This window comes from Flavobacterium muglaense (assembly GCF_014305155.1).
Lineage (GTDB): Bacteria > Bacteroidota > Bacteroidia > Flavobacteriales > Flavobacteriaceae > Flavobacterium > Flavobacterium muglaense.
On sequence record NZ_JACRUK010000032.1, the window covers coordinates 16,713 to 33,797 of the forward strand.

The 17,085-nt window shown below is 35.1% G+C and carries 15 protein-coding genes; 4 read left to right on the forward strand and 11 right to left on the reverse strand.

All coding sequences use genetic code 11. The annotated features are described in order from the left end of the window. Positions 1-5: 5 nt before the first annotated feature. The 11 genes from H8R24_RS12350 to H8R24_RS12395 all read right to left on the reverse strand — a co-directional run bounded on the left by H8R24_RS12350 (position 6) and on the right by H8R24_RS12395 (position 9,740). Positions 6-593 carry a DUF4202 domain-containing protein gene (locus H8R24_RS12350; protein ID WP_187020787.1) on the reverse strand — a complete coding sequence of 196 codons (588 nt, stop codon included), beginning with the start codon at positions 591-593 and terminating at the stop codon, positions 6-8. A gap of 181 nt (positions 594-774) precedes the next feature. Then, on the reverse strand, positions 775-1,152 hold the full coding sequence (gene nirD / locus H8R24_RS12355) for a nitrite reductase small subunit NirD (RefSeq protein WP_187020784.1): 378 nt from the start codon (positions 1,150-1,152) through the stop codon (positions 775-777). A 37-nt stretch (positions 1,153-1,189) separates the two neighbouring features. Next, on the reverse strand, positions 1,190-3,697 hold the full coding sequence (gene nirB / locus H8R24_RS12360; protein WP_187020782.1) for a nitrite reductase large subunit NirB: 2,508 nt from the start codon (positions 3,695-3,697) through the stop codon (positions 1,190-1,192). Between the two features lie 310 nt (positions 3,698-4,007). Continuing rightward, positions 4,008-5,078 (reverse strand): ACR3 family arsenite efflux transporter, encoded by a 1,071-nt coding sequence (arsB, locus tag H8R24_RS12365; RefSeq protein WP_187020780.1) that lies wholly within the window; start codon positions 5,076-5,078, stop codon positions 4,008-4,010. A 2-nt stretch (positions 5,079-5,080) separates the two neighbouring features. Continuing rightward, positions 5,081-5,713, reverse strand: coding sequence for an arsenate-mycothiol transferase ArsC (locus H8R24_RS12370; protein WP_187020777.1), 633 nt, complete (start codon positions 5,711-5,713; stop codon positions 5,081-5,083). A gap of 18 nt (positions 5,714-5,731) precedes the next feature. After that, positions 5,732-6,202 (reverse strand): DUF6428 family protein, encoded by a 471-nt coding sequence (locus H8R24_RS12375; protein WP_187020775.1) that lies wholly within the window; start codon positions 6,200-6,202, stop codon positions 5,732-5,734. A 19-nt stretch (positions 6,203-6,221) separates the two neighbouring features. Beyond that, on the reverse strand, positions 6,222-6,554 hold the full coding sequence (locus H8R24_RS12380; protein ID WP_187020773.1) for an ArsR/SmtB family transcription factor: 333 nt from the start codon (positions 6,552-6,554) through the stop codon (positions 6,222-6,224). Between the two features lie 174 nt (positions 6,555-6,728). Further along, positions 6,729-7,448, reverse strand: coding sequence for a hypothetical protein (locus tag H8R24_RS12385; protein WP_225876841.1), 720 nt, complete (start codon positions 7,446-7,448; stop codon positions 6,729-6,731). Between the two features lie 82 nt (positions 7,449-7,530). Continuing rightward, on the reverse strand, positions 7,531-7,812 hold the full coding sequence (locus tag H8R24_RS18195) for a DUF3667 domain-containing protein (protein WP_225876840.1): 282 nt from the start codon (positions 7,810-7,812) through the stop codon (positions 7,531-7,533). A 349-nt stretch (positions 7,813-8,161) separates the two neighbouring features. Next, positions 8,162-9,367: an ammonium transporter gene (locus tag H8R24_RS12390; protein WP_187020771.1), complete on the reverse strand. Its 1,206-nt coding sequence runs from the start codon at positions 9,365-9,367 to the stop codon at positions 8,162-8,164. Positions 9,368-9,401: 34 nt separating this feature from the next. Continuing rightward, positions 9,402-9,740, reverse strand: a complete 339-nt coding sequence (locus H8R24_RS12395) for a P-II family nitrogen regulator (RefSeq protein ID WP_187038206.1) — start codon at positions 9,738-9,740, stop codon at positions 9,402-9,404. Positions 9,741-10,617: 877 nt separating this feature from the next. Between H8R24_RS12395 and H8R24_RS12400 the strand changes: the two genes are divergently transcribed. The 4 genes from H8R24_RS12400 to H8R24_RS12415 all read left to right on the forward strand — a co-directional run bounded on the left by H8R24_RS12400 (position 10,618) and on the right by H8R24_RS12415 (position 16,892). Beyond that, the gene (locus H8R24_RS12400) at positions 10,618-11,022 is read left to right on the forward strand and encodes a hypothetical protein (RefSeq protein WP_187021238.1); all 405 of its coding nucleotides are present in this window, start codon (positions 10,618-10,620) and stop codon (positions 11,020-11,022) included. A 168-nt stretch (positions 11,023-11,190) separates the two neighbouring features. Further along, entirely contained in the window at positions 11,191-12,273 is a 1,083-nt protein-coding gene (locus tag H8R24_RS12405) for an efflux RND transporter periplasmic adaptor subunit (RefSeq protein WP_187021240.1), read from the forward strand. A 28-nt stretch (positions 12,274-12,301) separates the two neighbouring features. Continuing rightward, the gene (locus H8R24_RS12410) at positions 12,302-15,481 is read left to right on the forward strand and encodes an efflux RND transporter permease subunit (RefSeq protein ID WP_187021242.1); all 3,180 of its coding nucleotides are present in this window, start codon (positions 12,302-12,304) and stop codon (positions 15,479-15,481) included. Next, positions 15,468-16,892, forward strand: coding sequence for a TolC family protein (locus tag H8R24_RS12415; protein ID WP_394354175.1), 1,425 nt, complete (start codon positions 15,468-15,470; stop codon positions 16,890-16,892). Before H8R24_RS12410 ends, H8R24_RS12415 begins: the two co-directional genes overlap by 14 nt. Positions 16,893-17,085 lie beyond the last annotated feature (193 nt).

Sequence of the window (17,085 nt, forward strand, 5' to 3'; positions counted from 1 at the left end):
TAAGATTACAATCCCAATGCTTCTTTAATTAAATCAAGATTACTAGCGCTATAATTGATTTTTAAGGCTTCTTGATGTCCTTTGTCAGACATTTTATTCCAAGTTTTTAAAATGATGTTTTTCATTTTTTCTCGGTCGTGTTTTTGTACAAAAGGATCTAGGTAATAGCTAAGAAAAACCAAACAAATGACATCTTCTAATAGTTGTGTTTCTTCGTCTTTTTTTAGTTGTTTTTTTTCAATTAAAAAAGAAACACGTGCTATAAAAGCAGCATCATAACCTACTTTTTCTAAGATTGAAGCCGTTGTAGTAGCATGAAATTTTTTCAACTCTTCGCGCCATTTTAAATAGCCCACGCGATCCATTGGGTAACTATCACGACCTATTTTCCATCGGCAAATGTGTTGTGCTTTGGATGCTATTTGCACTTCTTCAGAAGCATTTGGTTCAAACTCCATAAGCTTTTCGTACATTCTATTCGAATATAAAAGCTCTTTAGGGTAGCTTATAGATTGGTATACTTCAGTGTTAGGGTCTTGTGCATTTTCGGCATCAATTAAGTTGCTGGCGTTATAAAAAGCTGTGTTTGTCATTTTAAAAAGGATATAATCAAAGGTACATATTTATTAGTTTTAAATGTAATGGTAAGGATGGGTTTTACAACAGAGGTTCTTTGTATGCTAAAAATAAGTACCGCAAATTCCCCAATTAGCCCCTCATTTTGAAGTTGTAATTTGCGAATTTGCGGTTTATTTTAAACGAAGTAATTGCAGTTTAATCTATAAAACCCACAAGCACTTCATCATTTATAATTTTTACAGGATAGGTTGCAATTGCATATTCCTCCCCATTTAAGTTAGATCCATCGATTAATGAAAATGTTTTTTTGTGCATGGGACAAGCAATTTTTGGTACATCATCCGCTGATCCAGTCATACCTCTTGATAAGACCATCTCTAGTTTGTGCGGACAAGCATTTTGACACGCATACCATTCATTTCTTCTTTCGAAATTAAAAATGGCAATTTGTTTGTCTTTGTATTTGATGCAGCCACCTCTATTACTAGGGAAATCTTTGATATTTCCGGCTTTGAACCAAGTTGTAGCCTCGGTAGCTAAAACAGTTTTATATTTACTTAGTATGTTTTCCATGATTTTTATTTTTTAAAACTTTCAAACCTTAATGAAATTACCAAGGTTTTGGCATTTTTTGATCTCTTAAGGGCACGTATTCAATATTGTCATCCGTTTCATCACTATTAACAAAATGACTAAAGCGCTTCAATAATCTTGGTTTTTCAATTACTTGTTTCCACTCACATTCAAAGGTGCCTACTAATGTTTCCATTTCAGCTTCTAGGGCTTCACAAATCCCGATGCGGTCATGAATAATTACCTCTTTCAAATAATCCATTCCGCCTTCTAGTTTGTCAAGCCAAGTGGCTGTACGAACTAATGGTCCCGCAGTGCGGATGTAATACATTAAAAAACGATCTAAGTATTTAAGTACCGTTGCTTTGTCAATTTGTTCTGCTAATAATACCGCATGTTTTGGAGTTGCACCACCATTTCCACAGATGTATAAGTTCCAACCACCTTCAACCGCGATTAGTCCAAAATCTTTTCCTCTAGCTTCGGCACATTCTCTAATACAAGCCGAAACACCTCCTTTTATTTTATGTGGAGAACGAATTCCTTTGTATCTGTTTTCTAATTCTATGGCAAAACCAGCACTGTCATCCATTCCGTAACGACACCAAGCGTTACCCACACAACTTTTTACAGCACGTAATGATTTTCCATAGGCATGACCGCTTTCAAAACCATTATCGATAAGAATTTTCCAAATTTTTGGTAAGTCATTTAAGTGCGCACCAAATAAATCGACACGTTGTGCACCAGTGATTTTAGTGTATAAATCAAATTGTTTGGCTACCTGACCAATAACGATTAATTTTTCGGCAGTGATTTCTCCACCGGCAACTCTTGGAACTACAGAGTAGGTTCCGTTACGTTGAATATTAGCTAAGAATCTGTCGTTTGTATCTTGGGTAGTAACATGTTTGTTCGCCGTATCGTTATAAATACTAGAGAAGATAGAAGCGACTACTGGTTTACATACTTCGCAACCGTCTCCTTTACCATGATGATCTACTACTTCGTAAAAATTAGTGTATTTGTTAATTTTTACAATATCAAATAATTCTTGTCTGGTGTATTGAAAATGCTCGCAAAGCGATTCTTTTACTTCTTTTCCTATTGATTTTTGAGCTTCTTTTACTAAGTCAACAACCATAGGTTTACAGCCTCCACAACCAGAAGTTGCTTTGGTTAATTTCACTACATCAGTTAATGTTTCGCAAGTCCCATCTGTAATCGAGCAACAGATGCTTCCTTTGGTAACATTTTCGCAAGAACAAATAACGGCAGTGTCTGGCAAGTCCATTACGCTGCCCATTGTGGAACTTTCGCCACCTCTTGAACCTAGAATTAAATCTTCGGGATTTTGAGGCAATGCCATTGCGTTACTGTAAATTTGGAACAAACAATTATAATCACTCGAATCTCCCACTAGGATTCCGCCCAAAAGCGTCTTACCGTCTTTGGTAACATTGATTCTTTTATATATGCCACTAAATTTATTTTCATAAACAATAGCAGTAACATTTTCGTTTTCAATAAAGGGGTCACCAAAACTCGCTACTTCAACACCAATTAATTTTAATTGAGTAGACATATCGATGGTTTCTCTCATCGTTTTTTCGCCTTGCATAATTTGCTCGGCAGCCACATCGGCCATTTCATATCCTGGAGCAACTAAGCCGTAAATCATTTGGTTGTATAACGCTACTTCTCCAATGGCATAAATACATGGGTCTGATGTTTGCATCTTATTATTGACCTCGATACCACCACGAACACCAACTTCAAGTCCAGAAATTCTACCCAGTTCATCACGAGGTTTAATCCCCGCAGATATAACTAACATATCTACTTTTAATAATTTTTCTTCGGCAAACATCATCCCTGTTATGCAGTCATCACCAGCAATATATTGGGTGGCTTTATTAAGGTGTATTCCAATGTTTAGTTCTTCAATTTTGGATTGCAACATATCACTAGCACCCTTGTCCAATTGTCTTGGCATTAAGCGAGGAGCAAACTCAACAACATGTGGGTTTAGACCCAAGTCACGAACTGCTTTCGCAGCTTCTAGACCTAATAATCCTCCACCAAGAACAGCAGCATCAGTAGCGCCATTTTGTTTTATTTTTTTGGCGTAAGCCATAATAGCATCAAGATCTTCAATCGTTCTATAGACAAAAACACCTTCTTTTTCGACCCCTTGAATAGGTGGTACAAAAGCCGAAGAACCTGTAGCTAACACGATATAATCGTAAGAATACGTTTTTTCTTGATGCGTATGTACTGTTTTTTGTTCTCTATTGATATCCGTAATTAATTCTGATGTGTTTAGAGTAATATTGTTTTCGGCATACCAATCCAATGTGGACATCGATAAGTCATCAGCCGTTTTTCCCGCAAAATATTCACTTAAGTGAACACGGTCGTAAGCACGCCTAGGTTCTTCTCCAAATACAGTAATTTGATATTTCTCTTGTCCTGGTTTCGAAATGAATTTTTCACAAAATTTGAAACCTACCATGCCGTTTCCGACTACTATTATGTTAATCATACTAAATGAATTAAGTATTACGTAGCAAATATACGTATAAGTACTTAATTTTAATACTTAAAAATGGCTTTCGGATATTAATTAGCATATCCGTAAAATGAAAGGTTGAAATTAGTGTTTTGGTAAAAAATGAGGTGAATTATCACAAAATCGAAATTACAATAGATGTAATAGGTAGGTTTAAAAGGCTGTTTTGCAAAAGAAGAGGGGTGTTCGAAAAAAAAATAACCGCAAATTCGTAAATTAGGATGGTACTTAATTTGCGAATTTGCGGTCTATGATTTTGAACGATTTTTATAATCGAATAAGACTACGTAGTTGTGCTATAGTATTTTTTTCTAAACCAAAAGGCTACGTTTACTAATGCAATCAAAGCGGGAACTTCGACTAAGGGGCCAATAACTCCGGCAAATGCTTGTCCGCTGTTAATACCAAAAACTCCGATGGCAACCGCAATGGCCAATTCGAAATTATTTCCTGTGGCTGTAAATGCAATGGCGGTACTTTTCGAATAATCAGCTCCAAAATATTTTCCGATGAAAAAGCTCACGACAAACATGATGGTAAAATAAATAACCAATGGAATCGCTATTCGAACCACGTCCATAGGAATTTGAACAATCAATTCTCCTTTTAAACTGAACATAAGTACAATTGTAAATAGTAAGGAAATAAGAGTAATTGGAGAGATAAAAGGTACGAATTTGTTTTCGAACCAATCGGCTCCTTTTAATGCGATCAATGCATATCTACTAATAATTCCTAATGCAAATGGGATTCCTAAGTAGATACCCACGCTCTCTGCAATTTGACCGATACTGATGTTGACTTCAAATCCAGTATAACCAAAGTAGGGTGGAAGTATAGTGATAAAAATATAGGCGTAAACACTGTAAAGCAATACTTGAAAGATGCTGTTTAGCGCTATTAATCCAGCGGCATATTCTCGATCTCCATCGGCTAGGTCGTTCCAAACTACAACCATTGCAATGCAACGTGCTAAACCAATCAGGATGACACCAATCATGTATTCAGGATAGCCGTTTAGGAAAATTAAAGCCAAGGCAAACATTAAAATAGGTCCAATAATCCAATTAAGGACTACCGATGCGCCTAGTACTTTAGTGTTTTTAAACACTTCCCCCATTTGCTCGTATTTTACTTTAGCCAGTGGCGGATACATCATTAAGATTAGTCCAATGGCTAGGGGAATGTTAGTCGTTCCGCTGGAGAATGAATTGATGAAATTTCCGCTTGAAGGGATAAAATAGCCTATTGCTACTCCTATGGCCATGGCTAGGAAAATCCAAAGCGTTAAATAACTATCTAGAAAGCCTAATTTTTTTCGGTTTGCTACTGGAGCACAATTATTTGCCGACATATTTATTTTTTAATTTGTGAGAAAACATAAAAGAGTTCGGTTGCAATTTGCATGCTTCTTTCATGGTATTTTTCTTCTTGTTGTGGTGTGTTATCAAATGCTTTTGGATCTTCAAAGGTAACTGGAATCCTTTTTTCGGCACCTGCAATAAAAGGGCAACCTTGATCAGCAGATGAGCAAGTTAAGATAGCTGCAAACTCGGCTTTTGGATTAAAATCAGCATCAAAAGTTTTAGAAAATCCAATTACAGGATGTTCGTTATCGGTATATTTTATGCTGTAAACCGGATTATCTCCTTCGGATAAGGTATTGATTTTAAAACCTGAATTTGATAATGTTTGAGCCACAACGGGAAACAACGCCGTAGCCTCTGTACCTCCAGAGTAGCAAAATACATTGCTAAAATTAAAATAGGAAGCCGCAGTTTGTGCCCAAACTTGAGACAAATGACTTCTTCTAGAATTGTGTGTGCAGATGAAATTCAGTCTAATTTCGTCATTATTACTCACTTTGATTTGGATATAATCAATCAAAGGTTGTAAAATAGCTCTACGTTCTGTTGTAATGTTTTCGGGATGAAAATTTAAAATTTCCTTTTCAATTGTCGAGAAAATTTGTGTTTTTGATGGCATCATTTTATAGAAAATTTTAGATTAACAACATCCTCCACCTGGAGTACAACTATTGCCTTGCACTGGAATTTCAGACAGTTTTGTTTTTTGTTTTTCTTGCGGAATTCCACATTGATCTTCGGCTAGGCAAGCAGTAAGTTTATTTAACAAAGTAAAATCTTTTCCATTAAAACCCAAGTCGTATTTGCCAATGGTTCCTGCTTGGTATTCGACCTCAATTTCAAAATCTTCGATTCCCAATACTTTTTCAGACAATTCAATAATGTCTAATAGTTTTTTAGGCTTTAAGCGGTGTTCAAAGTCGTTAGCATCCCATAATTGGAAGTTTACAACCGTTTCTTTTCTGACTTTTCCACCACAGTCAATAAAGTTTTTAGTGACTAAACCTACTTCGGTAACGTGAAAATGTTCTGGAACATAAGTTCCATCAGGCAATTGAAAAGTGACGTTTTCAAGCGTGTTCAGTTGTTTTTTAATTTCGGATAGTTTCATGATTTTTATTTTTTAAAAATTAGCAACAGTGATCTTTTTTGTTTTCTAAGTAGGTATTGATACTTTCGAAAAAAACTTTAATTTTTTCAAAACCTTCTTCGTTAAGGCAGTAACAAATGGCGTTTCCTTCGAAGTTTCCTTTAATAAGTCCAGCGTTTTTTAGCTCTTTCAAATGCTGAGAAACGGTAGGCTGTGCAAGCGGAAGCTCGTTTACAAGATCGCCACATATACAACTATTGACTTTTATAAGGTGCTGGATAATGGCAATACGCGCCGGATGACCAATGGCCTTGGCCAAAATAGCCAAGTCATTTTGTTGTTCAGTGAAATGTTCGGTCTTTGTGATTCCCATTGTTATATATTTATATTGCAATATTACGATATAAAAATCAATTAGCAGAGAAAAGGTGCTGTTTTGTTTACTATAAAAACCTACAACATCAATTAATATGGTGTAGGTTTTTGATTTCTATCTAATTGTGAAACAACCGTTTTAAGTTAATAGGGGAGTTGTTTTTGTTTTTATCTAATGGATATTCATATAGGTGTACAAAGCATAAACAGCCATTAGTAGGGCAATAATCACTAGGTTTAGTATTAGTATTGAAGCGCTTTTTACAGATGAAATCATGAATTTTTCACCATAAAAGCGTCGATGTGCTGGGAAAAAATAATACAACATCCAGATAGTCCCGGCTATTTTAAGTAAAATATGCATCCATATTAATGCTGGATCCATACCTATTAAAGGAAATATTTTGTCAATGAAAAATAAACTTAGAATGACTAATAGTAGGAACGAAAAATAATGCAGCGTAAAAATCCCATTGTCAAAATAGTACCATTTCTTTTTATCGTGAAACAGCCATAGGATGAATGCAAAAACAGGCATGTATAAAAATAGTACTTTTGAAAGGTTGTGGGTGAAAGATTCGGTGAATTTGTCTATAATTTGTTCATTTGTATTTTCGTTTTTTACTTTCAGCCATTTTTTAAAGAACCAATATTCTGATTTGGTTACTTTATTTCTTTGAGAACTGTTTTCTTGAATTGAATCCAGTTGATTGATGGTTTTGAATTCGAAGATATTGACTGCTTTTTTGACTTTGAAATTGGTATCTACTTTCTTAGATTGAAAAAATAATTTTTTGAATACATCATTGTTCTCTTGTGAAATAATGCCAAACTTTGTTAGCCCATCAACTCCTTTTTCTTCAATATGTAAGGAATCTATGGTGGGAACCATAATTTGGTTTTTCTTGGGTTTGTAACCGCTTTTGTTTCCAGTTTCATTAGGGAATAATGAAATAGATAGAAAAGTAATGAAGCTAATAAATAAATAAATAAAGGCGCACGGGAGCAAGAAAAGATAATCTTTTTCCAGAATGATATGCTTTTGTTAGTGCTGCAGGTTTAAAAAAGAGATTGAATATAGTTTTCCAAAAAGCATTATCATAATGGGTTAAATCTTCAAAGAAATGAATGAATAAATGGTGAAAAGACTTCGTGCTTGTGGTGTTTTCTTGTCCGCAATTGGGGCAGTAGCGTTGGTCTACTACAAAGCTACAATTTAAACATGTTTTGTCTGTTCTTAGTTTTTCTTTGGACATAAGGTATGCTATTAATGAAGTTTTTTTGGTAAATCTATTTCATTTAGCAATACAAGTTTTATGTTTTAGTTTTTTATTAACTTCTGTAAATTGGTGTATTTATTACATTATAAATTATAAAATTTTAAATAAAACATAAAATTTTAAGACTTTATGTAGTTTAAGTATAATATTATCTTAAATAAAAAACTACAACAAGTATAGCTCTTGTTGTAGTTTTTTCGAATTTAAACAATATTGATCCAATTAATTTATAGTTGGCAAGTTGTAAGTTCTACTGAAACACATGAGGGTGTGTTTTAATAAAGAGTATTGATTTAGGGGTTATTTTATAAGTACAGTTTGAGTATTAATCGTTGTACACATTTGTTCCGTGTTCGTGAATGTCTAAGCCGTCAATTTCTTCTTCTTTAGTAACTCTTAATCCCATTGTTTTTTTCAATATAAACAGTACAATAAATGAAGTAGCTAATGCCCAAGCAACGATTGCGCCAACACCAGTAAGTTGAACGATTAGTTTGTCAAAACCACCACCGTAAAATAAACCACCATCTGTAGCAAAAAGACCAACTAAGATAGTTCCTAATGCACCACAAACTCCGTGAACCGATACGGCACCAACAGGATCATCAATTTTTAATTTTTTGTCAATAAATTCGATTGAAAATACGACTACAATTCCGCAGATTAGTCCAATCATTAAAGCTCCTGCAGGACTTACGGCAGCACAACCGGCGGTTACACCAACTAATCCGGCTAAAACTCCGTTTAAGGTCATTGAAATGTCTGGTTTTTTATAAAATATCCAGGTCAAGAACATTGCGGCTAATGCTCCAGCTGCTCCAGCAAGGTTTGTAGTAATAAAGATTGCTGCTACTTTGAAGGCATTGTCTCCAGAGATGGCAAGTTGCGAACCAGGATTGAAACCAAACCATCCCAACCATAAAATAAATACTCCCAAAGCGCCTAACATCAAGTTATGTCCAGGAATTGCATTAGATCTTCCATCAGTGTATTTCCCTATTCTAGGGCCTACCAAGGCTGCAGCGACTAACGATGCAAATCCTCCAACAGCGTGTACTACTGTTGAACCAGCAAAATCCGTGAACCCCATTTTGGCTAACCATCCACCTGCATTCCAAACCCAACTTCCTGAGATGGGATAGATAACCAAAGTCATTAGTAAAGAGAATATTAAATAGGTGGTAAATTTAGTTCTTTCTGCTATTGCTCCCGATACAATAGTTGCGGCAGTAGCGGCAAATACTGTTTGAAAGAATAAGCTATGCATATCAGGAAGGCTATCAAAAAATGCATACTGGCCCATATCTCCAATGAGTCCGCCAATAGATTCTCCATACATTAAAGAATATCCAACGGCCCAAAAGGCAAGACTCCCGATACAGAAGTCCATCAAATTTTTCATGATAATATTTCCCGTGTTTTTTGATCTTGTAAAACCAGTTTCTACCAGTGTAAAACCGGCTTGCATGAAAAACACTAAACATCCAGCGATTAACACCCACATTAAGTCCATTGCAGTATTCGTATCCATATTTTGTAATTTTATTAGTTAGTTTTGATGGCGGTTAGTTCACCGCGTCTGTTCCTTTTTCTTTTGTTCTTATTCGGTAGGTTTCTTGTACATCCGATACAAAAATTTTCCCATCACCTACTAGTCCAGTGGCAGCCGAGTTTAAAATAGCTTCTATTGTTTTTTCCAAAAAAGGATCAGATACCACAATCGACAAATGCCTCCTTTGGATGTCTGAGGTGCTGTATGTGATTCCTCTATAAACATGTCCTACTTTTTCATTTCCTACTCCGGTTACATCCCAATAGGTGAAAAAGTTGACTTCTATTTTATGTAAAGCTTCTTTAACTTCATCAAATTTTGATTTTCGAATAATGGCTTCGATTTTTTTCATAATGAACTGGTTTTATAATTGATTTAGATTTGTTTTTGCTAAAAACTGATTTTTAATATTTTAAGTATTTATTGAATTATGTTTACCTTATTGTTGTTTTTATGAATTATTATGTATTAAAAAACTCGTTTAACTGTTTATTTTTTGATAAAACAACGTTTTGGTCTGTTGCGAATGTATTGACTTTTATTTAAGATAAAGAATCGACAAAAGTTTTTTTGACTTGAAAGAAGCAGAATTATTAATAACAAAATAGGACTTATAAATAATAAATAATTGGCATTATAATTTTAAAAAAATTACAGTATTCGCAATTGAAATAATGAAACTAACCCCTTGTTTTTTGTTTAAAATTTTAATTTTATTTTAATTTTATTGCTATTTGGTCTTTTTTGTAATAATTATTCAGTTTACACCCCTGTTTTTAATAGGGTGTTTTTATTTTAATATGTTTTTGTTTTTTTTTTTTTAGAGCAGATCGATTTTGAATTGTAGTATAGGGAGTCCAAATGTTTTTAGTTGTCAATTTTCAATATTGTAAGAGGAGGGTAGTGTTTATACCGTTTTAGATCACTTCAATACGGCAGTACGGTCTGCTTTTAGTAGAATAAAATTATTTTAAAGGATGATTAACGCTAGCCATTTGCAAAAGAGTAATCCATAAAAAACTTGTTAGTAATTTAGAAGTAAGAGCTATAACCAGCTTAATTAGTGCAGTTTTATTACGTTTTGCTATTGAATTTTTGTCGATTTTTTCACTGGAATCTTTAAAGTTTTGCAGTATTCGGACTAGAAATTAAAGAAGGTAAATAGATTGGCTTTTTTTTAACACAACAGCTATTTTAACCTTCATAATTTTTTTTACATTTGCGCTCAAATGAGAGCACTATTACATATCACTTTTTTCTTCACCTTACTTTTTTCAGGAGGGACTAAAATGCACGCTAGTATTGTGCAGAAGAATTCTAGTGCTCAAACCATACGTTTCAATATTCCTGTGAAAACACACCATGAGTTTTTACATTCTAAAAGAGGGCATGCGTCAACGATAATTGCCTTTACAGATTTTGACTTGAATGAAGAATATTCAAGCGGAGATGATTACAACAATTCAAGCGATTCTAGTATTACTAAGTTCAAATCTTCTGAACTAGTAAAGTGGTATTTATCAAATGATAAGTCTCTTATTGCCACTTTTCCTTACAATCGATTTTACTTTACTAAGCCTTTAAACGGCCAATCTACACCCATCTACATCGCGCAAAGCGTATTGAGGATATGATAAACAGTACACATTAGTTGTTGAGACTAAGCTGTACTTTTTATTATTGAATAATACAGCTAATTCTCCTTGGAAGACCTATGTCTTTTCAGGCAACTACACCTTTTCACTTACCAACGGAATCTATGCATTCCAAAACTTCATTTCCTAAATCACCATTTTTACACCATGAAAAAAATTGTCATGATCTCGGGCTTAATGGCCGCGTTATTCCTTGTTAGTTGTAACAAAAAAACGGAAGAAAAAGAAGAAGCTATCAATTTTACTGTGACTAATCCAGTTCAAATAGATACCTCTTTTACTAAACTTTATGTTTCCCAAATAAAGTCGGTTCGAAACATTGAAATTCGCGCACAAGAAAAAGGGTTTTTACAAAATATTTATGTTGATGAAGGTCAATATGTAAAAGCGGGGCAATTATTGTTTCGAATTATGCCTAAAATGTATGAAGCCGAATTGTTAAAAGCTGAAGCAGAAGTAAAAGGAGCACAAATTGAATTGCAAAACGCCAAAACTTTGGCTGATAAAAATATTGTTTCGAAAAACGAACAATCATTGGCTTTAACCAAACTACAGCAGGCGCAGGCCGAAGTAGCTTTAGCAAAACTACATTTGTCTTTTACAGAGATTAGAGCCCCATTTGCGGGGACTATCGACCGTATACCTAAAAAATTAGGGAGTTTAATTGATGAAGGCGAATTGTTAACTAGCCTTTCTGATAACAGTAAAATGTTTGCTTATTTCAACGTTTCAGAGCCGGAATATTTGAATTATGAAACCGATATTAAAAATCGTGCGGATAAAAAAGTTGATCTTGTTTTGGCTAACAACGATGTATTAAAATACAAAGGAGATATCGAACTTGTAGAAGGAGAATTTGATAATGAAACAGGAAATATTGCCTTTAGAGCAGTTTTCCCAAATCCGGATAAATTGTTAAGAAACGGAGAAACAGGTCAAGTAAAAATGATTGTTCCTTTACGCAACGCCATTGTTATTCCGCAAAAAGCGACTTATGAAATTCAAGATAAAAAGTATGTGTTTGTGGTTGATAAAAACAATGTAATCAAATCAAAAGAAATAACAATTAAGGGAGAGATGCCTGATTTGTATGTCGTGGATAAAGGAATTACTGTCAACGATAAAATTGTGCTTGACGGAATTCAAAAAGCCAATGATAATGATAAAATTAAGTATGATTATCTAAGTCCAACCAAAGTATTATCAAGCTTGAGATTGAGAGCAGAATAGTGTTTTTAACGATATAAAAAATAAAAAAATGTTTGATAAATTTATACAAAGACCGGTATTATCGATAGTAATATCGTTGGTTATTGTTTTCTTGGGAGTATTGGCTATGACCGGACTTCCAGTTACACAATTCCCTGCTATCTCGCCTCCAAAAGTAAACATTACTGCTGATTACCCTGGGGCTAACGGTGAGTTGATGGTTAAAGCAGTAGTTATTCCGCTGGAGAGAGCAATCAACGGAGTTCCTGGAATGAAGTACATCACTTCGGATGCAGGAAATGATGGGGAAGCCTCTGTTCAAGTTGTTTTTAACCTTGGAACTGATCCTAATCAAGCTGCGATTAATATTCAAAACCGTGTGGCTTCTGTAATTAATAAATTACCGCCGTTAGTAGTACGTGAGGGATTAAAAATTACCCGTGAAGAACCAAACATGCTTTTGTATGTCAATTTATTCAGTAAAGATCCCAATACCAACCAAAAGTTCCTTTACAATTATGCAGATATCAATATTCTATCTGATTTAAAACGTGTGAACGGTGTAGGGGTTGCGGATATTCTTGGAAATCGAGATTACGCCATGCGTATTTGGTTGAAACCAGATAGAATGTTAGCGTACAAGATATCTGCCGATGAGGTAATGGAGTCGTTAAGTAATCAAAGTTTAGAAGCATCGCCAGGTAAAACAGGTGAAAGCTCTGGTAAGCGTTCTCAAGCTTTTGAGTATGTATTAAAATACAAAGGGAGGTACACTACTAAAGAAGGATACGAGAATATTGTTGTGCGCTCTCGCGCTGACGGAGCTTTGTTGCGTTTAAAAGATGTTGCAGATGTAGAATTTGGTAGTTCAATGTATGATATTTATTCTAGTATTGATGGAAAACCATCTGCTGCTATTACCATCAAACAATCATACGGTAGTAATGCCAGTCAAGTTATTAAAGATGTAAAAGCAAAACTGGAAGAATTAAAGAAATCGTTTCCAAAAGGAATGGATTATGAGATTAGCTATGATGTTTCAAAATTCTTAGATGCTTCTATCGAAAAAGTAATTCATACATTGGTTGAAGCCTTTATTCTAGTAGGTTTAGTGGTATTCTTGTTTCTTGGAGATTGGCGCTCAACGGTAATTCCTGCAATCGCAGTTCCAGTATCTTTAGTTGGTACTTTTGCATTCATGCAGCTTTTTGGAATTACCATCAACTTAATTACATTGTTTGCATTGGTACTTGCCATTGGGGTAGTGGTAGATGATGCCATTGTTGTAATTGAAGCCGTCCATGCGAAAATGGAGGAAGAGCATCTTTCGCCTAGAAAAGCGACTAAAAAAGCAATGTCTGAAATAGGTGGTGCGATTATCGCAATTACTTTCTTGATGGCAGCCGTATTTATTCCGGTTGCATTTATGTCTGGACCAGTAGGTATTTTCTACCGTCAGTTCTCCATCACTATGGCAACTGCAATTATCCTTTCGGGAATTGTAGCCTTGACTTTAACACCTGCGCTGTGTGCCTTAATGTTGAAAAATAATCATGGTAAAGAACGCCCTAAAAATTTGATCAATAGATTTTTGGATGGATTCAATAATAAGTTTGATCATTTATCAAATGGTTATAAAAAAGTATTAAACCTTTTTATTAACCGAAGATCGGTTTCAATTGGAGTATTGCTAGCGTTTTGTGTGGGTATATTTTTTATTAACAACAGTCTACCTTCTGGATTTATTCCAAGTGAGGATCAAGGAATGTTCTATGCTATTATTCAAACGCCTCCAGGTTCTTCATTAGAAAGAACCAATGAAATAGCTGAGAAATTGCAAAAAATAGCCGAAAAAGTAGACGGTGTGAAATCGGTTTCTGCTTTGGCAGGTTATGAGATTTTGACCGAGGGAACAGGTGCCAACACCGGAACTTGTTTGATCAACTTGAAAAGTTGGGAAGATCGTCATGAAAATGTAGTGGAAATTATCAAGCAATTAGAGGAAGAGACCAAAGATATTTCGGGTGCTACTATTGAATATTTCCAACCTCCAGCGGTACCAGGATATGGAGCTGCCGGTGGATTTGAATTGCGTTTACTTGACAAAGCAGGTTCCGGCGATTACAAGAAAATGGAAAAGGTAAGTAGAGATTTTGTGGCTGAATTGAAAAAACGCCCAGAATTAACCTCAGTATTTACATTTTATAGCGCGAGTTTCCCACAATACATGCTTGATATCGATAATGATATTGCACAGCAAAAAGGGGTGAGTATCGAGAACGCTATGAATACGTTGTCTACACTTGTGGGAAGTAATTATGAAACCAACTTTATTAAATACGACCGTCAATACAAAGTAATTGTACAAGCTTCGCCGGAGTATAGAGCACTTCCAGAAGATATTTTGAAATTGTATGTAAAAAACAATCGCGATGAGATGGTTCCGTTCTCTGCTTTCATGAAAATGAAAAAAGTCTATGGTTTATCAGAAATTACTAGACATAATATGTACAATGCTGCCGAGATAAGTGGTGCACCAGCGATAGGTTTTAGTAGTGGTACTGCGATTCAGGTGGTGAATGAAGTAGCTGCGAAAACACTTCCTAGAGGTTTTGGTATAGATTGGGCAGGTATATCTGCAGATGAGGTGGCTCGAGGGAATGAAGCTATTTATATTTTCTTGATTTGTTTGGGCTTTGTGTATTTAGTACTTGCAGCGCAATACGAGAGTTTTATTTTGCCATTGATTGTTATTTTCTCACTTCCAGCAGGGATTTTTGGAGCCTTTTTATTCTTAAAACTATTTGGTTTGGATAATAATATTTATGCCCAAGTTTCTTTCATTATGCTTATTGGTCTTCTAGGTAAGAATGCCGTATTGATTGTAGAGTTTGCCGCTCATAAGCACAGTCAAGGAGCATCGGTGATTGACGCTGCTATGGAAGGTGCTATGGTTCGTTTTAGACCTATTTTAATGACCTCGTTTGCCTTTATTGCTGGATTGGTTCCATTAGCATTGGCCTCTGATCCTGGGAAAATAGGTAATAGAACATTGGGATCTGCTGCGGCAGGTGGTATGCTTGTAGGTACAATTTGCGGGGTTGTGATCATTCCGGGTTTGTATTTCATATTTGCAACCATTTCTGAGAAACATAAGTTTCATAAAAACGAAGACGAAAATCCATTTACCGAATATTTAATTGAAAATGAATCTGATGAAATTATATAAATTTAGTATCGTACTAGGTATGGGTCTTGCAGTGGTAAGCTGCAAGGCGCCCATGGCCTTAAAAATGCCTGATAGTAAAGCAGTTCCAGCTAGTTTTGGTACTTCAAAAGACAGTGCAAATAGTTCAAATTTAAGTTGGGATGATTATTTTAAAGATCCTAATTTAAAAAGCTTGATTACGGTGGCTTTGCAAAATAATCAAGAATTGTTGATTACAATGCAAGAAATCGAAATGGCTAAGAACGACATTCGAGTACGAAAAGGAGCTTTATTGCCTTCAGTTGGTTTAAGAGCTGGAACGGGTGTTGAAAAAGTAGGGCGATACACGAGCCAAGGTGCGGGTGATGCTTCGACCGAAATTGCTCCAGGCAAAGAATTCCCAGAAGCGTTGACTGATTTCAATGTGGGCGCTTACGCAAATTGGGAAGTGGATATTTGGAAAAAATTACGCAATTCGAAAAAAGCGGCAGTCACTAGATATCTAGCTACGGTTGAAGGAAAGAATTTTGTAATTACCAATCTGATTTCAGAAGTAGCTGATTCGTACTATGAATTGCTTGCTCTTGATAGTCAATTGGCGATCGTGAAGCAAAATATCCAATTGCAACAAAACGCACTTGAAATTGTAAAAATTCAAAAAGAAGCTGCTAGAGCAACTGAGTTGGCTGTACAAAAGTTTCAAGCCGAAGTTTTGGCTTCTAAAAGTATGGAGTTTCAAATCAATCAAAAAATTGTTGAAACAGAGAATACGATTAACTTCTTGTTAGGTCGTTACCCTGAGAAAATTGTGAGAGATAGTAATGCGTTCTTGAACTTATTGCCTGCGTCGATTCAATCAGGTATTCCATCACAATTGTTAGCAAATAGACCTGATATTAAACAAGCAGAGTTGGAATTAACAGCAGCTAAACTAGATGTTAAAGTGGCCCGAGCGGAGTTTTATCCTTCTCTTGATATTTCGGCTGCCTTTGGTTTACAAGCGTTCAAAACATCTTATTTAGTAAAGTTTCCGGAGTCGTTATTGTATAATTTAATAGGAGATGTTGCGGCACCTTTAATTAATAAAAACGCGATTAAAGCAGAGTTTGCTAATGCAAATGCGCGCCAGTTACAAGCATTATACAATTATGACCGTACGATTTTGAATGCCTATTTAGAGGTTTCTAATCAATTGGCAAATATCAATAACTTAGAAAAAAGTTATGCTTTAAAGACAGATCAAGTAAAGGCATTAAATACGTCTATTAGTGTGGCAAATGATTTGTTTAAATCAGCTAGAGCCGATTATTTTGAGGTTTTAATGACGCAACGTGATGCGCTTGATGCTAAACTAGAATTGGTTGAAACCAAGAAAGACCAACTAAATGCTTTTGTACAAATATACAAAGCGCTAGGTGGTGGATGGAAATAGTATATTGTTATTAATTGAAAATCTTTGTAAATAGCATACTTGGTTAGTGGTGTTACTATTACAATTAGTTTTCAAGTGGATGAGCTCGATTTTATATCGGGCTCATCTTATTTTATGGTATTTGGTTTTTAATAAGTTGGTGATTTTAATTGTAAATTGGCGTTACTAATAGTTTTGAAATAGATTTGGATCC

Bases quoted from the DNA above. Each gene is read 5' to 3' on its own strand.
- H8R24_RS12415 (WP_394354175.1), top strand. From the start codon at position 15,468: ATGAAATTATATAAATTTAGTATCGTACTAGGTATGGGTCTTGCAGTG.
- H8R24_RS12380 (WP_187020773.1), bottom strand. From the start codon at position 6,554: ATGGGAATCACAAAGACCGAACATTTCACTGAACAACAAAATGACTTG.
- H8R24_RS12370 (WP_187020777.1), bottom strand. From the start codon at position 5,713: ATGATGCCATCAAAAACACAAATTTTCTCGACAATTGAAAAGGAAATT.
- H8R24_RS12350 (WP_187020787.1), bottom strand. From the start codon at position 593: ATGACAAACACAGCTTTTTATAACGCCAGCAACTTAATTGATGCCGAA.
- H8R24_RS12390 (WP_187020771.1), bottom strand. From the start codon at position 9,367: ATGGATACGAATACTGCAATGGACTTAATGTGGGTGTTAATCGCTGGA.
- nirD (WP_187020784.1), bottom strand. From the start codon at position 1,152: ATGGAAAACATACTAAGTAAATATAAAACTGTTTTAGCTACCGAGGCT.
- H8R24_RS12400 (WP_187021238.1), top strand. From the start codon at position 10,618: ATGAGAGCACTATTACATATCACTTTTTTCTTCACCTTACTTTTTTCA.
- H8R24_RS12375 (WP_187020775.1), bottom strand. From the start codon at position 6,202: ATGAAACTATCCGAAATTAAAAAACAACTGAACACGCTTGAAAACGTC.
- H8R24_RS12385 (WP_225876841.1), bottom strand. From the start codon at position 7,448: ATGGTTCCCACCATAGATTCCTTACATATTGAAGAAAAAGGAGTTGAT.
- H8R24_RS12395 (WP_187038206.1), bottom strand. From the start codon at position 9,740: ATGAAAAAAATCGAAGCCATTATTCGAAAATCAAAATTTGATGAAGTT.
- H8R24_RS12410 (WP_187021242.1), top strand. From the start codon at position 12,302: ATGTTTGATAAATTTATACAAAGACCGGTATTATCGATAGTAATATCG.
- nirB (WP_187020782.1), bottom strand. From the start codon at position 3,697: ATGATTAACATAATAGTAGTCGGAAACGGCATGGTAGGTTTCAAATTT.
- arsB (WP_187020780.1), bottom strand. From the start codon at position 5,078: ATGTCGGCAAATAATTGTGCTCCAGTAGCAAACCGAAAAAAATTAGGC.
- H8R24_RS18195 (WP_225876840.1), bottom strand. From the start codon at position 7,812: ATGTCCAAAGAAAAACTAAGAACAGACAAAACATGTTTAAATTGTAGC.
- H8R24_RS12405 (WP_187021240.1), top strand. From the start codon at position 11,191: ATGAAAAAAATTGTCATGATCTCGGGCTTAATGGCCGCGTTATTCCTT.